We start from the raw sequence: 14,820 nt of genomic DNA on the forward strand, positions 1-14,820 counted from the left end.
AGGGTTTCTCTAGGGTGTCACAGAGGTGTACCTGTACGCAGGCCACACGCAACGAGCCAAGCGTTGACATTAGACTATCAATCCCCGTTTCCAACGATAATAAGCATGAGCACTTGGCGGATCCAAAGTAGCCAGGCGCACATAGCCCTTATCTAATGTTTTATGAATCAACCATCCATTTCGGCAGTAGAATAAGAAATTGAACCTTCGACCTGTGCAGGTTTTTGTACAAGTCTGTTAAGGTATTGTCCAACTTATTAGTACCGTTGCCTTGGAGCATGCAGTGACCCTACGTGAATCGGAACAGGCCCTTGCCGCCGCCATAGAGCAATGCGCACAAGAGCCGATCCAGATTCCAGGAAGCATCCAGCCCCATGGCTTCCTGCTGGTGCTGGACCCCGCCAGCCTTCACGTGTTGCAGGCCAGCGAAAACGTCGAAACCTGGCTGGGGGCATTACCTCTTCAACTGCTAGGCCGCAGCTTGGCCGGGCTGATCACAGCGCCTGAGCTCCTTCAGGCTCGTTTGGCCGCGTTGCCTGCAGCAGATCCGCATCCGTTTCACTTGGGTGACGTCACATTCGCTACCCCAAGCCAGCACGGCCCCTATGCCATGTTGCTGCACCGTTGGGATTCGGTGTTGATCGCGGAGTTTGAACCCGCTTCAGACGTGACAGCCGTTTATGGCCAGCTCTACCCTCTTGTGCGCTCCTTTGTCGCTGAACTCCAGGACCTGGAAGATGTTCAGGGCCTGTGCCGCCGTGCAGTCGCCGAGGTTCGTCGCATTACAGGCTTTGGCAGGATCATGGCTTACCGCTTCGACGCCACTGGCAGCGGCTCTGTGCTGGCGGAGGAGCGAGAGGAGGGCTACGACAGCTACCTGGGCTTGTCGTTTCCAGCCAGCGACATCCCCGCTCAGGCTCGCGCACTGTATTCCACCAATCGCATTCGTGTGATCGAGAGTGCCAGTTATACGCCGTCTCGAATCGTGCCGGCCCTGAATCCGAAAACGTCCCAGGCGCTGGACCTGAGCTATTCGGCATTACGAAGCGTTTCGCCAGTTCACCTTCAATACATGCGCAATATGGGCACGCAGGCGTCCATGTCCATCTCCATCGTGGTGCGGGGCAAGCTGTGGGGGTTGGTCGCTTGTCATCATGCTCATGCACGAAGGGTCGATGTACAGGTGCGCACGGCCTGTGAGCTGTTAGGCAATGTGTTGTCGTTACAGATCGAAGCGCGAGAGGCCCATGCCGACACACAACGGTTGCTGGGCCTTCGTCAGCACGTGGTGCAATTGCTCTCCGCAATGGCGGACCGTGACAGTGTGCCAGAGGGCCTGCTCACAGTGCCTGATACCTTCCTGGGTTTTGTGGAGGCTGCAGGTGCTGCCATCATCAGCGAAGGCCGCTGCGAACTCGTCGGGCAAACGCCGCCTCAGCCGGCGATCGAAGCGCTAGTCCATTGGCTGGGTCGCGAAGGCGCCGATGATGTGTTCCATAGCGACAACGTGGGCCGGGATGTGCCCAGCCACTGCGACATTGCTGAGCACGCTGCGGGGTTGCTCGCCGTTGCCATTTCCAAGATCCATAACCATTACCTGATCTGGTTCAGGCCGGAACAGGCCCGCACCGTCAACTGGGCAGGGCGCCCGGAAAAGAGCGTGGCGCCAAGTGGTGCGCTCAGCCCGCGCAATAGTTTCGAGCAGTGGCAGGAAGAGGTCAGGGGTTTCTCCAAGCCATGGGACCCGCTGGCGGTGGAGGCTGTGGTCGAGCTGCGTACGGCGGTGCTGGGGATCGTGCTGCGCAAGGCCGAAGAGCTGGCGGCCATGGCGGGTGAATTGAAGAAGTCCAACAAGGAGCTGGAAGCCTTTTCCTACAGCGTATCCCATGATCTGCGAGCCCCCCTGCGGCACATCGCCGGTTACACCGAGCTGCTGACAGATTTCGATGGTGACAAGCTGTCTGATCGAGGGCTGCGTTTCCTTGAGCACATCAGCGACTCTGCCCGTTTTGCAGGCACCCTGGTAGACAACCTGTTGAGCTTTTCGCAGATGGGGCGTGCTGCCTTGCGGCATTCAGACGTCAACCTGGGCGCTTTGGTTGAGGCTATCCGTGAAGAAATGGTGCCAGATTACGAGGGCCGTAACGTCGTCTGGAATATCCTGCCGTTGCCTGCTGTACTGGGCGATGCCGCTTTTCTGCACCTGGCTTTGCGCAACCTGCTGTCCAACGCCATCAAGTATACGCGGGAGCAGGACACGGCAGTTATTGAAGTCGGCGCCCTGCGCAGGGAGCAAGCTGGCGAGACGGTCATCTACGTGAAGGACAATGGCGTCGGGTTCGACATGGCCTATGCCGGCAAACTGTTCGGGGTATTCCAGCGCCTGCACCGCATGGAAGAATTCGAAGGGACCGGGATCGGCCTGGCCAGCGTGCGCAGAATCATTGAGCGCCACCAGGGACGGGTATGGGCCGAAGGCGTGCTCGGGCAAGGGGCGACGTTCTACTTTGCCCTGCCAGACAAGCAATAGAAACGGCCACCGCATTTATTCAAGAGGTAAGACATGCTCAAACCGATTCTTCTGGTGGAAGACAACCCTCGCGACCTGGAACTGACCCTGGTTGCTTTGGAGCGAAGCCAGCTGGCCAACGAAGTCATCGTGCACCGTGACGGTGCCGAGGCGCTGGACTACCTGTTCCGTCGCAATCACTACGTTGACCGACCGGAGGGCAACCCGGCGGTGCTGCTTCTGGACCTGAAATTACCCAAGGTCGACGGGCTAGAAGTGCTTAAAGCCGTAAGGGCCGATGAGGGGCTGCGGAGCATTCCTATCGTGATGCTGACTTCGTCCCGAGAAGAGCCGGACCTTACCAGCGCTTATTCCCTCGGAGTGAACGCCTACGTAGTGAAACCGGTCGAATTCAAGGAGTTCGTGGCCGCCATTTCAGACCTGGGTATTTTCTGGGCAGTACTGAACGAGCCACCGCCAGGTTCGCTGCGCCTCAAGCGGCGCCCTGTGAACTGACCTGCCGCCCTACGCCGAGATTATTGCCCCGTGCCCACCCCAGCGCCACTCAAGCTGTTGCTCATAGAAGACAGCGATCGCGACGCCGAGCTTACACTTTTTGCCCTAGAGCGCAGTGGGCTGCAGTTCGAACCCTACCTGGTCCATCACCACAGTAACGTGGCCGATATGATGCGGGCGCATACGTTCGACCTGGTGCTCAGCGACGTGGTGCTGCCAGGGTCGTCGGGCGAGCAGGTGCTGGGCATTGCGCGTGAAATTTCGCCCCAGGTGCCGTTCATTTTCATTTCGGGTGTGTTCGGTGAAGAGCACGCAGTGAAAATGATGCGCCAAGGTGCTACAGACTACGTACTCAAGCAAAGCCTTCCGTTGCTGCCCGCGGCCGTCAAACGCGCCTTGGCAGAAGTTCACGAACGCCGGCAGCGAGAACTGGCCGAGCTCAACCTGCACGAGGCTGAGGCTCGCGCCCGCATTGCCATCGAAGCGGCCCGTATGGGTACGTGGGAGCTGAACCCCCGTACAGGGGTACTGAACTGGGACGAGCGCATGCGCGTCATGTACGAGTTGGAGGCAACCGTACCTGTTACCCTGCCGCTGTTCTATTCAAGCATTCACCCTCACGACCTGCCTGAAGTCACCCGCCGTGTGAACGAAGCCCTCGACGCAGGGCAGGACCACACCTACCACGTGGAATACCGGGTCAGTTTGCCCAGTGGCGCTGAGCGCTGGTTCTCCAGCAGCGGCCAGTCCCATTTCCTGAATGGGGCGTGCGTACGGTTCAGTGGCGTGTTACAGGACATCACCACGCAGAAAGAGGCGACCGAGTCGCTGGAGCGCCTTAACGACCTGCTGGGCGACCGTGTCCAGAAGCGCACCCGAGAGCGTGACCGAACGTGGGAACTGTCCCGTGAACTACTGGCGGTGCTGCACTTCGACATGCAGCCTGCTGCCCTCAACCCTGCGTGGGAAAGCACCCTGGGTTGGCCTCGGGGTGCCTTGTCGCAGCTGGGGCTATGGCACCTGGTACACCCGGACGACCTGGGTGCAACGGGCGACGAAGTCAGCAAGGTCACCGACGGTATCGTTTCCAGCCGTTTCGTCAACCGTATGCGCCATGCCGACGGGGACTACCGGTGGCTGTCCTGGACCATCGTGCCGGACCAGGGAATGATGTATGCCGTAGCCCGTGACATCACCAGTGAGCGCATGGTGCTGGATGAGCTGGCAGCGACCAACGACCGGTTGCGCGAGCAGATCCGTGAGCGGGAGCGAATCGAAGCAGCCTTGCAGCAGATGCAACGCCTGGAGGCCGTCGGGCAATTGACCGCCGGCGTGGCACACGACTTCAACAACCTGTTGACCGTGATTCTGGCCAGCGCCAATTTCTTGATCAGGGACTTGGGGCGTGGCAATTACGCACGCTTTGACAGCCGCCTGCACAGCATTCAGGAAGCCGCCGAGCGCGGCGCCCGCTTGACCAGCCAACTGTTGGCCTTCTCTCGTCGGCAACGGCTTGAACCGGCTGCTGTCAGCCTCAACGATACCGTTTCGGGAATGCTGGACCTGCTTCAACGTACCCTAGGCGGCAGTATCTGGATTGAAACTGAGAAAGACCCTGCGCTGTGGAATGCGCTGGTCGACGCCACTCAAACCGAAATGATCATTCTCAACCTGGCTATCAACGCACGGGACGCCATGACCAACGGCGGCACCCTGCGGTTGATCACAGCCAACGAAACCGTCACCCGAGCAGCTATTCGCCCAGAAGATCCTGAGCCGGGCGATTATGTGGTGCTGACGATCCAGGACTCGGGGCATGGGATGCCACCCGACGTTCATGCCAAGGCCTTCGAACCGTTTTTCACCACCAAGGGTGTGGGCAAAGGGTCGGGCCTGGGCCTGGCGCAGGTCTTTGGCTTTGCCAAGCAGTCCGGCGGTGGCGTGGCCATCGAGACCGCCGTTGGCAAAGGCACTGCTGTAAAAGTATACCTGCCTGGCATGCGTACCCCCGGGTTGAACTTGCCTGAGGTGACACAGGCCGACACATTGCTGCCGCCAGATGGCCTGCGCCATCGGGTGTTGCTGGTCGACGATGATTCCAACGTGCGGCAGGTGACAGCGATGCTGCTCGACGCCCTGGGTTACAGTGTGCTGGAGGCAGACAGTGCTACCCAGGCCCTGGAACGGCTGGACGGTGAAATTGATGTGCTATTGACCGACTATGCCATGCCAGGCGCAACCGGGGCGGAGTTGGCCAGGGAAGCACGTGAGCGCTATCCACTGCTGCCGGTGGTATTCATTACCGGTTATGCCGAAGTGGGTGGCCTGGACGACGAATACCTGATTGTCCAGAAGCCATTCCGCGAAGAGGATCTTGTGCAGAAACTGCGTATGGCGCTTTCCCCGGTTGCCGCACCCTCGTCCAGTTGAAAGGCCATCAGTGAACCATCCTTGTGGGCATCGGTCATTCTGTATACCGATAGAACCCAGACAATAGGGAAACCTCATGGCACACGGACACGAACACGAAGACTGGATGGGCGCCGATCATTCGCCCAAGGAACATACGGAAGTGCTGGATAACGGCACCAGCATCCGTGCCGTAGTGCGTCAGTTGGGGGAACGCGAGTACCAGTCCGAGATATGGGTCATGGACAGCGACGGCAAGGAACTCAATCACAAGTCCAAGCGCCGGGAAGATGATCCGGGCCCGGCGTGCGAAATCCTGAAATTTGCAGTGGATGAGGCCAAGCGCCTTGCTGGTGGCCACCGTGGCGCCCCCCTGGGCGACCACGACCAAGCGACGCCTATTTAACCTTGAGTGCAGCCGATTCGCGGGACGACCCTGTCTTCTTCCTAAAAGGTAGGAGCGGGCAAAGCCCGCGAACACCGGTAATACACTCAGCTCATCGAAGAGCTACACCAGGGTCTGTATCACTCAACCCACCCCCCAGCGCCTTATAGATCGCTACCACCCCATGGTAAAGATCAACTTCCCCTTGGGCCTGCGCATCCTCGGCTACCAACCGTTCCCGCTCAGCATCAAGCAGTACCAGATAGTCGGCTGTGCCTTCCTGATACCGGACCTTTGCCAGCTCGGCTGCAGTGCGGCTGGCTTCGCTCTGCCGAATCAACGACACCAACCGCTGCTGACGTTTCCCGTAGTCGCTAAAGGCGTTTTCTGACTCTTCCAGGGCCAGCAATACCTGCTGTTCATACGTAGCCAGCGCGCCCTCAGCATCTGCGTTGGCACCCCGGATCCGGGCACGGATGCTGCCTAGGTCGAAGGCTGCCCAACTGATGCTAGGGCCTAGGCTCCAAGCCTGAGCGGCGGCCGACCCGATCTGTGAACCACGCCCGGCGGTAAAGCCCAAGAAGCCGCTCAGGCTTACGCGAGGGAACAGGTCTGCTGTAGCCACACCCACGTTGGCAGTGGCTGCCGCCAGGTCACGCTCAGCTGCGCGTATATCTGGGCGGCGTTGCAACAGATCACCAGGGTTTCCGATCGGCAAGGCCTTGGCGATGGCCGGCAGCGGGTGCGGCGCCAGGTCAAGGGCGAGCGCATCTGGGCGCTGGCCCAGCAAGGTTGCAATTCGGTGACGCGCCCGAGCCTGTTCAGCCTGCAGTAGGGGAATGGCGGCTTCAACGCCGGCTAGCCGACCTTCGGCGCGCACTACGTCGAAAGAGTCGCCCACGCCCAGATCGCGCAGCTTCACGGTAATGTCCCGTGAAGCGGACTGGTTGGCGATATTGTCCTGCGCAATGCGTTCGCGCAGCTGAGCCCCGCGCAGTTGCCCATAGGCGTCAACCAAGTCGGCAATCAGGGTGACTTGCAGTTGCTCAAGCTGCGCCTGTGCGGCACCTTCCCGGGCGTCGCTGGCTTCCAGCTGGCGCTGAATCCGCCCGAACAGGTCCACCTCCCAGGCCATGTCCAGGCCCAGGTCATAACGTTCGATGTTCACGCGCTTGTCAGTTTGCCCCGGCACCTGGCCTCGGCCTACCTGGCTGCTGGCTCCGGCCGTTACCACGGGCAGGTTGTCATTGGCCACGTCGTCACGGATGGCGCGCGCGGCCTTTACACGGGCGAACGCCACGCGTAGGTCACGGTTTCCATCCAGTGCCTGAGCCACAAGCTGGTTCAAGGCGGGATCATCGAACTGCTGCCACCACAGCCGTTCGAATCGCGAACGGTCGTACTGAGCAGCGCCCTGGGGCACTTCAGTCAGGTTGGCCGGTGCCGAGGCGGGCGCCTTGTAATCTGGGCCTACAGCACAGCCCGCCAGCGTCAGCACCAGCAAGGTCGGTGTGAAACGGGTCAGCGACATCATGGCTGCGTCTCCAGGCGAGCAGAGGAAGCGTGGGCAGCATGCTTCTGTTGACGACGCTCCACGAAACGACGAATGAGGAAGAAGAACACCGGCGTCAGCAGCAGGCCAAAGAACGTAACCCCCAGCATGCCCGAGAATACCGCTACACCCATGGCATGGCGCATTTCGGCACCCGCGCCACTGGAGAGCACCAGCGGCACTACACCCATGATGAAGGCGAAGGACGTCATGAGAATAGGGCGCAGGCGAAGGCGGCAGGCTTCCAGTACCGCGGCCAGTGGGTCCAGGCCTTCAAGCTGCTTGTCCTTGGCGAACTCCACGATCAGGATCGCGTTCTTGCAGGCCAGCCCTACCAGTACGATCAAGCCGATCTGGGTAAAGATGTTGTTGTCGCTGCCAGCAATGATCACCCCGGCAATGGCCGACAACAGCGTCATGGGCACGATCAAGATCACCGCCAGCGGCAGGCTCCAGCTTTCGTACTGGGCGGCCAGCACCAGGAAAGCCAACAGTACGCACAGCGGGAACACGAAAAGTGCGGTGTTGCCTGAAAGAATCTGCTGGTAGGTCAGCTCGGTCCATTCGTAGGTCATGCCATTGGGCAACTCGTCGCGCAGCAGTTTTTCCATGGCAGCCTGAGCCTGGCCCGAGCTGTAACCCGGTGCAGCTGCGCCGTTTATTTCAGCCGTCACGAAACCGTTGTAGTGCATCACACGGTCGGGCCCGGCGGAGTTCTCTACTTTGATCAAAGTAGACAGCGGAATCATCTCGCCACGGTCGTTGCGCACCTTCAACTGGCCAATCTGCTCGGCATCCAGGCGGAAGCGCTGGTCTGCCTGCACGTTTACCTGGTAGGTGCGGCCAAAGCGGTTGAAGTCGTTGGCGTATAGCGAGCCCAGGTACACCTGCAAGGTGTCGAAGATATCGCTGATGGCCACGCCATGGGTCTTGGCCTTGTCACGGTCGATGTTGGCGTCCACCTGAGGCACGTTCACGGTGTAGCTAGTGAACAACGCAGCCAGCTCCGGCACGCTGCGGCTTTTAGCGATAACGTTCTGGGTTTCCTTGAACAGCTCGTCATAGCCCAGGTTGCCCCGGTCTTCTACCTGCACCCGGAACCCACCAATGGTACCCAACCCCTGGACCGGCGGCGGTGGGAAGATGGCCATGTACGCTTCCTGGATAGCCGCGTACTTGCCATTCAAGGCGCCTGCAATGGCCGCCGCCGACTCGCTCGGGTCGGTACGCTCGTCGAAGTCCTTGAGGGCTACGAACACCACGCCACTGTTAGGGCTATTGGTGAAACCGTTGATGGACAGGCCTGGGAACGCGATGGCGTTGGCCACGCCCGGTTGCTCCATGGCGATGGACGACATGCGCTTGATCACGTCCTCGGTGCGGTCCAGGCTGGCAGCATCCGGCAGTTGCGCAAAGGCTACCAGGTACTGCTTGTCCTGGGCCGGTACGAACCCGGTGGGTGTATGGGCGAAGCCAAACCAGGTGAGCACGATAAAGCCTGCGTACACGATCAATGCAATGCCACTGCCACGGATCACCCGGCGCACAGTGCCGACGTAGCCATGGCTGGCCTTTTCGAACAAGCGGTTGAAGGGGCGGAACAGCCAGCCGCCGAACAGCTTGTCCAGTATCCGCGAGAAGCGGTCCTTGGGCGCGTCGTGACCTTTGAGCAACACAGCGGCCAGTGCAGGGGAGAGGGTAAGTGAGTTGAACGCCGAGATCACCGTGGAGATGGCAATGGTGAGCGCGAACTGCTTATAGAACTGCCCGGTAAGGCCAGAGATAAAGGCTGCGGGGATGAACACTGCGCACAGCACCAGCGCAGTCGCAATGATCGGGCCTGTCACTTCGGACATGGCCTGATGGGTTGCGGCTTCTGGTTCTAACCCCAGCTCAATGTTCCGCTCCACGTTCTCCACCACCACGATGGCGTCATCCACCACGATGCCGATGGCCAACACCAGCCCAAACAGCGACAGCGCATTGAGGGAGAAGCCAAAGGTGTGCATCACGGCGAAGGTGCCGATGAGCGACACCGGTACAGCCGCCAGGGGAATGATGGACGCGCGCCAGGTCTGCAGGAACAGCACCACGACCAGCACCACCAGGATCAGGGCTTCGAACAGGGTGTGAATCACCGCCTCGATGGAGCCCCGTACGAAAATGGTCGGGTCGTACACGATGCTGTAGTCCATGCCTTCGGGGAAGCCTTGTTTGAGCTCCTCCATGCGGCTGCGCACCTGGTTGGAAATGTCGATGGCGTTGGAGCCAGGGCGTTGGAAGATCGGGATTGCCACCGCAGGCTGGTTGTTGAGCAGCGAGCGCAGGGCGTACTGGCTGGAACCCAACTCTACGCGGGCAATATCACGCAACCGGGTGATCTGGCCATCGGCACCGGCACGCACAATGATGTTTTCGAACTCGTCTTCGGTGACCAGGCGGCCCTGGGTGTTGATCGACAGCTGGAAGCTGCTGGCATTGGGGGCCGGTGGCGCACCCAACTGGCCGGCGGCGACCTGGCGGTTCTGTTCACGAATGGCATTCACCACGTCTGTGGCGGTCAGGTTGCGCGAAGCAGTCTTGTTCGGGTCCAGCCAGACACGCAGGGAGTAGTCGCCCATCCCGAACAGTTGCACATCGCCCACGCCGTTGAGGCGCGCCAGCTCATCCTTGATGTTGAGCACGGCGTAGTTGGACAGGTACAGCATGTCGTAGCGCTGATCGGGCGAGGTGAGGTGCACCACCATGGTCAGGTCTGGCGAGGCCTTGTCCACCGTAATACCGATGCGCGTCACTTCTTCGGGCAGCTTGGGTTCACTGCGTGTCACGCGGTTCTGCACCTGCACCTGGGCGTTATCCAGGTCGGTGCCCAAAGCGAAGGTGATCGTCAGGGTGAGCTTGCCATCGGCAGTGGCCTGGGAGGACATGTACAGCATGTTCTCCACCCCTGTGATCGCCTGTTCCAAAGGCGAGGCGACGGTTTCACCGATCACCTTGGGGTTGGCGCCAGGGAAGTTAGCACGCACCACCACCGTGGGCGGCACCACTTCCGGGTATTCACTGATTGGGAGTTTGAACAGGGCGATGGCACCGCTGATCAGGATCAGCAATGACAGCACAGCCGCAAAGATCGGCCGTTTGATGAAAAAGCCTGAGAAGGTCATGGCGCTGATCCTTTAGCCGCGAGGGGTGGCGGTGGCGGCCACGTTTTGCTGATGAGGCGGGGTTGGTGGATTGCTAGCCTCCAGCGCCTGGCGCTGGCTGGCCAGGGCAGCCAAGGTCTGGTCACTGGCCATGGGCACGGTTTGTGGGTCGACGGTGGAGCCTGGGCGAACACGTTGCAGGCCGTTCACTACAATCCTGTCACCCTTGGCCAGGCCGCTGCGCACGATACGCAGGCCTTCAAGCTTGGGCCCCAAGTCTACCGTGCGGTAGGTGGCCTTGTTGTCCTTGTCCATCACCAGCACAAACTTCTTGCCCAGGTCCGTGCCCACGGCTTCGTCCTTGATAAGCACGGCTTCATACACACCGCTGCCTACCAGCTTGAGGCGGGCATACAGGCCTGGGGTGTAGTCGCCGTTGCGGTTATCGAACACGGCACGGCCACGAATGGTGCCGGTTTGCGGGTTGACCTGGTTGTCCAGGAAGTTGAGCTGGCCCAGGTGCGTGTCGCCGTCTTCATTGGACAGGCCCATGTACACCGGCGCTGCTTCATTCACGCGGCCTTCGCGGGTCAGCTGGCTGTATTTGAGGAAGGCGCGCTCGTCCGCATCGAAGTAGGCATACACCTTGTCCGTGGACACCAGGCTGGTAAGCAAGCTGCTGTCCGCTGTTACCAGGTTGCCGGCAGTGATTTCTGCACGGCCCACGCGGCCGCTGATGGGCGCAGCCACACGGGTGAAGCTCAGGTTCAGGCGGGCCAGCTCAAGCTGGGCCTGAATGGCGGCGACACCTGCACGGGCAGCCAGGGCAGCGCTTTTGCGACCGTCGGCCAGCTCGGTTGAAATGGCATTGGCGCTGCGCAGGCGTTCGCCCCGGCTGGCTTCGCTCTCGCTGTTGGCAGCGTTGGCGCGGGCCTGTTGCAACTGGGCCTCAAGGCGGTTTACCTCCGCCTGGAACGGGCGGGGATCAATCTGGTACAGCAGGTCGCCTTTCTTGACCAGCGCGCCTTCGTTGAAGGCTACGCGGTCAATCTGGCCAGACACACGTGGGCGCACCTGCACAGTTTCCGGCGCTTCCAGGCGGCCTGTGAACTCGTCCCACTCGTTCACGGGCTGGTCCAGCACTTCAGCCACGCTCACCTTGGGAGCCTGAGGCGCCTGTGCGGTCTCTGGCGCCTTGCTGCAGGCGGCAAGCACCGCAAGCGCCAGTACCGCAAGAGGGTAGTGCAAAGGTTTGAATGACTGTTCCAAAGGAGGCCCGCCCAGTTTGTTTATCAGGAATGGAGCGGATCATGGCCGGGCGCGGGACTATCGACGAATCGAATGGTTCGAAGATAACTATCAGTCACAATGATTCAGATTGTGAAAGGGTGTCTTTCCGGGTTAAGAACAATAGGTACAACGCTGAACCCTGTTATGGGACCAGGCAACGCCTTGGCATAAAGCTCCCATGGTCTGCTGTGATTACGCCGGGAACCCCTTCGCAACATCCAGCGCCCATTCCATAAACATCCTCACTGCTGGCAATCGCTCCCGGCCAGGCAGGCAACTTAGCCGATAGGTCGCCGCAGGCAGGCGCAGGTGTGGCAGGTAAGGTTGTAGCAACCCTTTATTCACACTGTCCGCTACCAGCACGTCACTGGCCAGCACCAGCCCATGGCCGGAAATGGCGGCCAGCAGCCCATGCTGCTCATCGGCATAGGAGCGGCGCCCAGGGCGAGACAGCCAATGCGGGTGTTGGGCGAGGGCGCACCATTGAGGCCAGTCCGGGGTACCCGGCACGCTACTGGCCCAAGGCATGTCAATCAGCACTGGCGCTTGGGCCACGGAGGGGGACCAGCCGTGGGGGGTATACACGGCAAAATGTTCTTCCAATAGCGTGACCTGGTGCAGGTCCGGCTCTGGGCGAAAGGTGGCGCGTATCGCCAGGTGCACCGACGCGTCTCGCGCTAAGTCGGTCAGTGCGTCGGACGTTTCGACCCTCACATTCACGTGCGGGCAGCGGGCGTAGAAGTCGCCCAGTCGCGGAATCAGCCACAAGCTGGCGAACGCTGGGGTCGTGGTAATGACCAGCGTATTGGAGGCTTCGTCTGGCAAGAGAGGCTGCACAGCAGCGTGTATTCCGGCGAACGCCTGGTGCAGCCCGGCCTGCAGGCACCGGCCGGTTTCGCTTAGCCGTACCCCTTGGCCGGTCCGTTCGAACAGCAGCGTGCCCAGCCATTGCTCCAGGGACTTGATTTGATGGGAAATAGCCGCCGGTGTGACGCTCAGCTCATCGGCTGCAGCAGCAAAGCTGCCCAAGCGGGCGGCGGATTCGAAGGCGCGCAGGGCAGTGAGGGGAAGCTGGGCAAACACTCGTTAGCCTCGTTAAGGGTGGCTTAAATCTACTGGCTTGCACGCACGGCCTCAAGCCATGAAACTCAATGCCCTGTTCAAGGAGCTTTTGTCATGCAAGGCGTACCCCGCAAGGTCCTTCAAGCCGTGCTGTACGAAGCCGGCGCGCTGGTGTTCGTGGCCCCTGCGCTGGCCGCTGTGTTCGGGCAGGGCATGGGGCACTCTACGGTGCTATCGGTGGTACTCAGTGCCGTAGCCTTAGGCTGGAACATGGTGTTCAACCACCTGTTCGAGGCGTTCGAGCGACGCCGGGGCTGGCGCGAGCGTACGCCCTTAAGGCGGCTGCTGCATGCCGTGGGGTTCGAAGGCGGCCTTGTGGTGATGCTCACGCCCATCATGGCGTATGGGTTGGGCGTTACGCTGGCCGTCGCATTTCTCGCTGACCTGGGGTTGTTCGCGTTCTTCTTCGTGTACGCCTATGGCTTCCAATGGATGTTCGACAAGGCCTTCGGGCTGCCAGTGCAGCCAGCCGCCGGGCATACGGCGCACGCCACCCTTGATTGACCTTGCACCTGGCACTGCGTAGGCTTGCCCCTTCGAGGTGCTTTGCCGGGAATGAGTTCTCCGGCAAGGCTAAGATGGGAACGCGGTAACAAGCCGCGGCTGCCCCCGCAACTGTGAACGGAAAAGCTTGGCCGATGCCACTGCGCACTGCGCGGGAAGGCGCCAGGCCGCTACAGTCCCTTTGGCCTGTGGCGCCGTGAGCCAGGAGACCTGCCTCGTGCCGATTTTTCCATTCAACCGGGCGGGGTGATCCGGTGCGAACCTGCTCGCAGGCCTTGCCTGCAGTGCTTTCGCGCCTGTCCGCCGTCATGTCAGGGGCACCCATGAAAACGCTCAGCAAACTTCCCGTTACCATCGTCACCGGCTTTCTGGGCTCGGGCAAAACCACCTTGCTCCGCCATATACTCGACAACGCCGAAGGCCGTCGCATTGCCGTGATCGTCAACGAATTCGGCGAGCTGGGCATCGATGGTGACCTGCTCAAGCAATGCAGCATCGGCTGTACTGAAGAAGAAGCCGTAGGGCGCGTGTTTGAGCTGGCCAATGGCTGCCTGTGCTGCACGGTACAGGAAGAGTTCTTCCCCGTGATGCGCGAGCTCGTACAGCGCCGGGGCACCCTGGACCACATCCTGATCGAAACCAGCGGCCTTGCTTTGCCAAAGCCGTTGGTGCAAGCGTTCCAATGGCCGGAAATCCGCAATGCCTGCACGGTAGACGCGGTGATCACTGTGGTGGATGCGCCAGCGGTGCTGGCCGGCACCTTTGCAGCGTTCCCGGATGCGGTCGATGCCCAGCGCAAGCAAGACCCCAACCTGGACCACGAATCCCCGCTGCATGAGTTGTTCGAGGACCAGCTGGCAAGCGCTGACCTGGTTATCCTGAACAAAGTGGACCTGATCGACGCCGCCGGCCTGGAACGCGTACGTGCCGAGGTGAGCGAAGAACTGCCTGCGGCTGTAAAAGTGGTAGAGGCTAGCGCGGGCCAGCTGCCGATTGCCGTGCTGCTGGGCCTGGGAGCCGAGTCCGAAGCCCATATCGACAGCCGGCTCACCCACCACGACACGCACCATGACGGCGAGGAAGCCGACCATGACCACGACGCTTTCGACTCCATCTGGGTCGAGCTACCTGAAGCGCCAGAAGCGGTGCTGATGGCGGCCCTGAGTGAAGTCGTAAAGCGCCACGACATTCTGCGCGTAAAAGGCTTCGCCGCTATTCCGGCCAAACCCATGCGCTTGCTGGTGCAGGGTGTTGGTAGCCGCTTTGACCGCCATTTCGACCGCCCCTGGGCAGCAGGCGAAGCGCGCATAAGCCGCCTGGTGCTCATTGGCCAGAACCTGGATGGCGAGCTGTTGCGCGCTGAATTGAACACCGCATTGCAAGGCTGACC

At 60.8% G+C, this 14,820-nt stretch carries 10 protein-coding genes and 1 riboswitch; of the genes, 6 read left to right on the forward strand and 4 right to left on the reverse strand.

The window, feature by feature from the left end:
- Nucleotides 1-283 precede the first annotated feature (283 nt).
- The 4 genes from ACSAMW_RS01785 (at nucleotide 284) to ACSAMW_RS01800 (ending at nucleotide 5,840) form a co-directional block, all read left to right on the forward strand.
- A complete protein-coding gene (locus ACSAMW_RS01785; protein WP_500592383.1) occupies nucleotides 284-2,530 on the forward strand; it encodes an ATP-binding protein in 2,247 nt (748 codons plus the stop codon).
- A gap of 33 nt (nucleotides 2,531-2,563) precedes the next feature.
- A complete protein-coding gene (locus ACSAMW_RS01790; protein WP_500592384.1) occupies nucleotides 2,564-3,025 on the forward strand; it encodes a response regulator in 462 nt (153 codons plus the stop codon).
- A 30-nt stretch (nucleotides 3,026-3,055) separates the two neighbouring features.
- The gene (locus ACSAMW_RS01795; RefSeq protein ID WP_500592385.1) at nucleotides 3,056-5,455 is read left to right on the forward strand and encodes a response regulator; all 2,400 of its coding nucleotides are present in this window, start codon (nucleotides 3,056-3,058) and stop codon (nucleotides 5,453-5,455) included.
- A gap of 76 nt (nucleotides 5,456-5,531) precedes the next feature.
- Nucleotides 5,532-5,840 carry a hypothetical protein gene (locus ACSAMW_RS01800; protein WP_500592386.1) on the forward strand — a complete coding sequence of 103 codons (309 nt, stop codon included), beginning with the start codon at nucleotides 5,532-5,534 and terminating at the stop codon, nucleotides 5,838-5,840.
- A gap of 91 nt (nucleotides 5,841-5,931) precedes the next feature.
- Here the strand turns inward: ACSAMW_RS01800 and ACSAMW_RS01805 are convergent, their stop codons facing one another.
- The 4 genes from ACSAMW_RS01805 to ACSAMW_RS01820 form a co-directional block, all read right to left on the reverse strand.
- Entirely contained in the window at nucleotides 5,932-7,350 is a 1,419-nt protein-coding gene (locus ACSAMW_RS01805) for an efflux transporter outer membrane subunit (protein WP_500593939.1), read from the reverse strand.
- Nucleotides 7,350-10,535: an efflux RND transporter permease subunit gene (locus tag ACSAMW_RS01810; RefSeq protein WP_500592387.1), complete on the reverse strand. Its 3,186-nt coding sequence runs from the start codon at nucleotides 10,533-10,535 to the stop codon at nucleotides 7,350-7,352. The genes ACSAMW_RS01805 and ACSAMW_RS01810 overlap by 1 nt, the downstream gene beginning before the upstream one ends.
- Nucleotides 10,536-10,547: 12 nt before the next feature.
- Complete coding sequence (mexE, locus tag ACSAMW_RS01815) at nucleotides 10,548-11,783, reverse strand: multidrug efflux RND transporter periplasmic adaptor subunit MexE (RefSeq protein WP_500592388.1); 1,236 nt, start codon at nucleotides 11,781-11,783, stop codon at nucleotides 10,548-10,550.
- A gap of 213 nt (nucleotides 11,784-11,996) precedes the next feature.
- Complete coding sequence (locus ACSAMW_RS01820; RefSeq protein WP_500592389.1) at nucleotides 11,997-12,887, reverse strand: LysR substrate-binding domain-containing protein; 891 nt, start codon at nucleotides 12,885-12,887, stop codon at nucleotides 11,997-11,999.
- A gap of 93 nt (nucleotides 12,888-12,980) precedes the next feature.
- Here ACSAMW_RS01820 and ACSAMW_RS01825 point away from each other — a divergent pair, with 93 nt between their 5' ends.
- Entirely contained in the window at nucleotides 12,981-13,430 is a 450-nt protein-coding gene (locus ACSAMW_RS01825) for a PACE efflux transporter (RefSeq protein ID WP_500592390.1), read from the forward strand.
- An 18-nt stretch (nucleotides 13,431-13,448) separates the two neighbouring features.
- Nucleotides 13,449-13,662, forward strand: a riboswitch (cobalamin riboswitch).
- A 91-nt stretch (nucleotides 13,663-13,753) separates the two neighbouring features.
- Nucleotides 13,754-14,818 (forward strand): cobalamin biosynthesis protein CobW, encoded by a 1,065-nt coding sequence (cobW, locus tag ACSAMW_RS01830; RefSeq protein ID WP_500592391.1) that lies wholly within the window; start codon nucleotides 13,754-13,756, stop codon nucleotides 14,816-14,818.
- The last annotated feature ends 2 nt before the right edge of the window (nucleotides 14,819-14,820 follow it).

The organism is Pseudomonas sp. AB39(2026) (assembly GCF_059831485.1).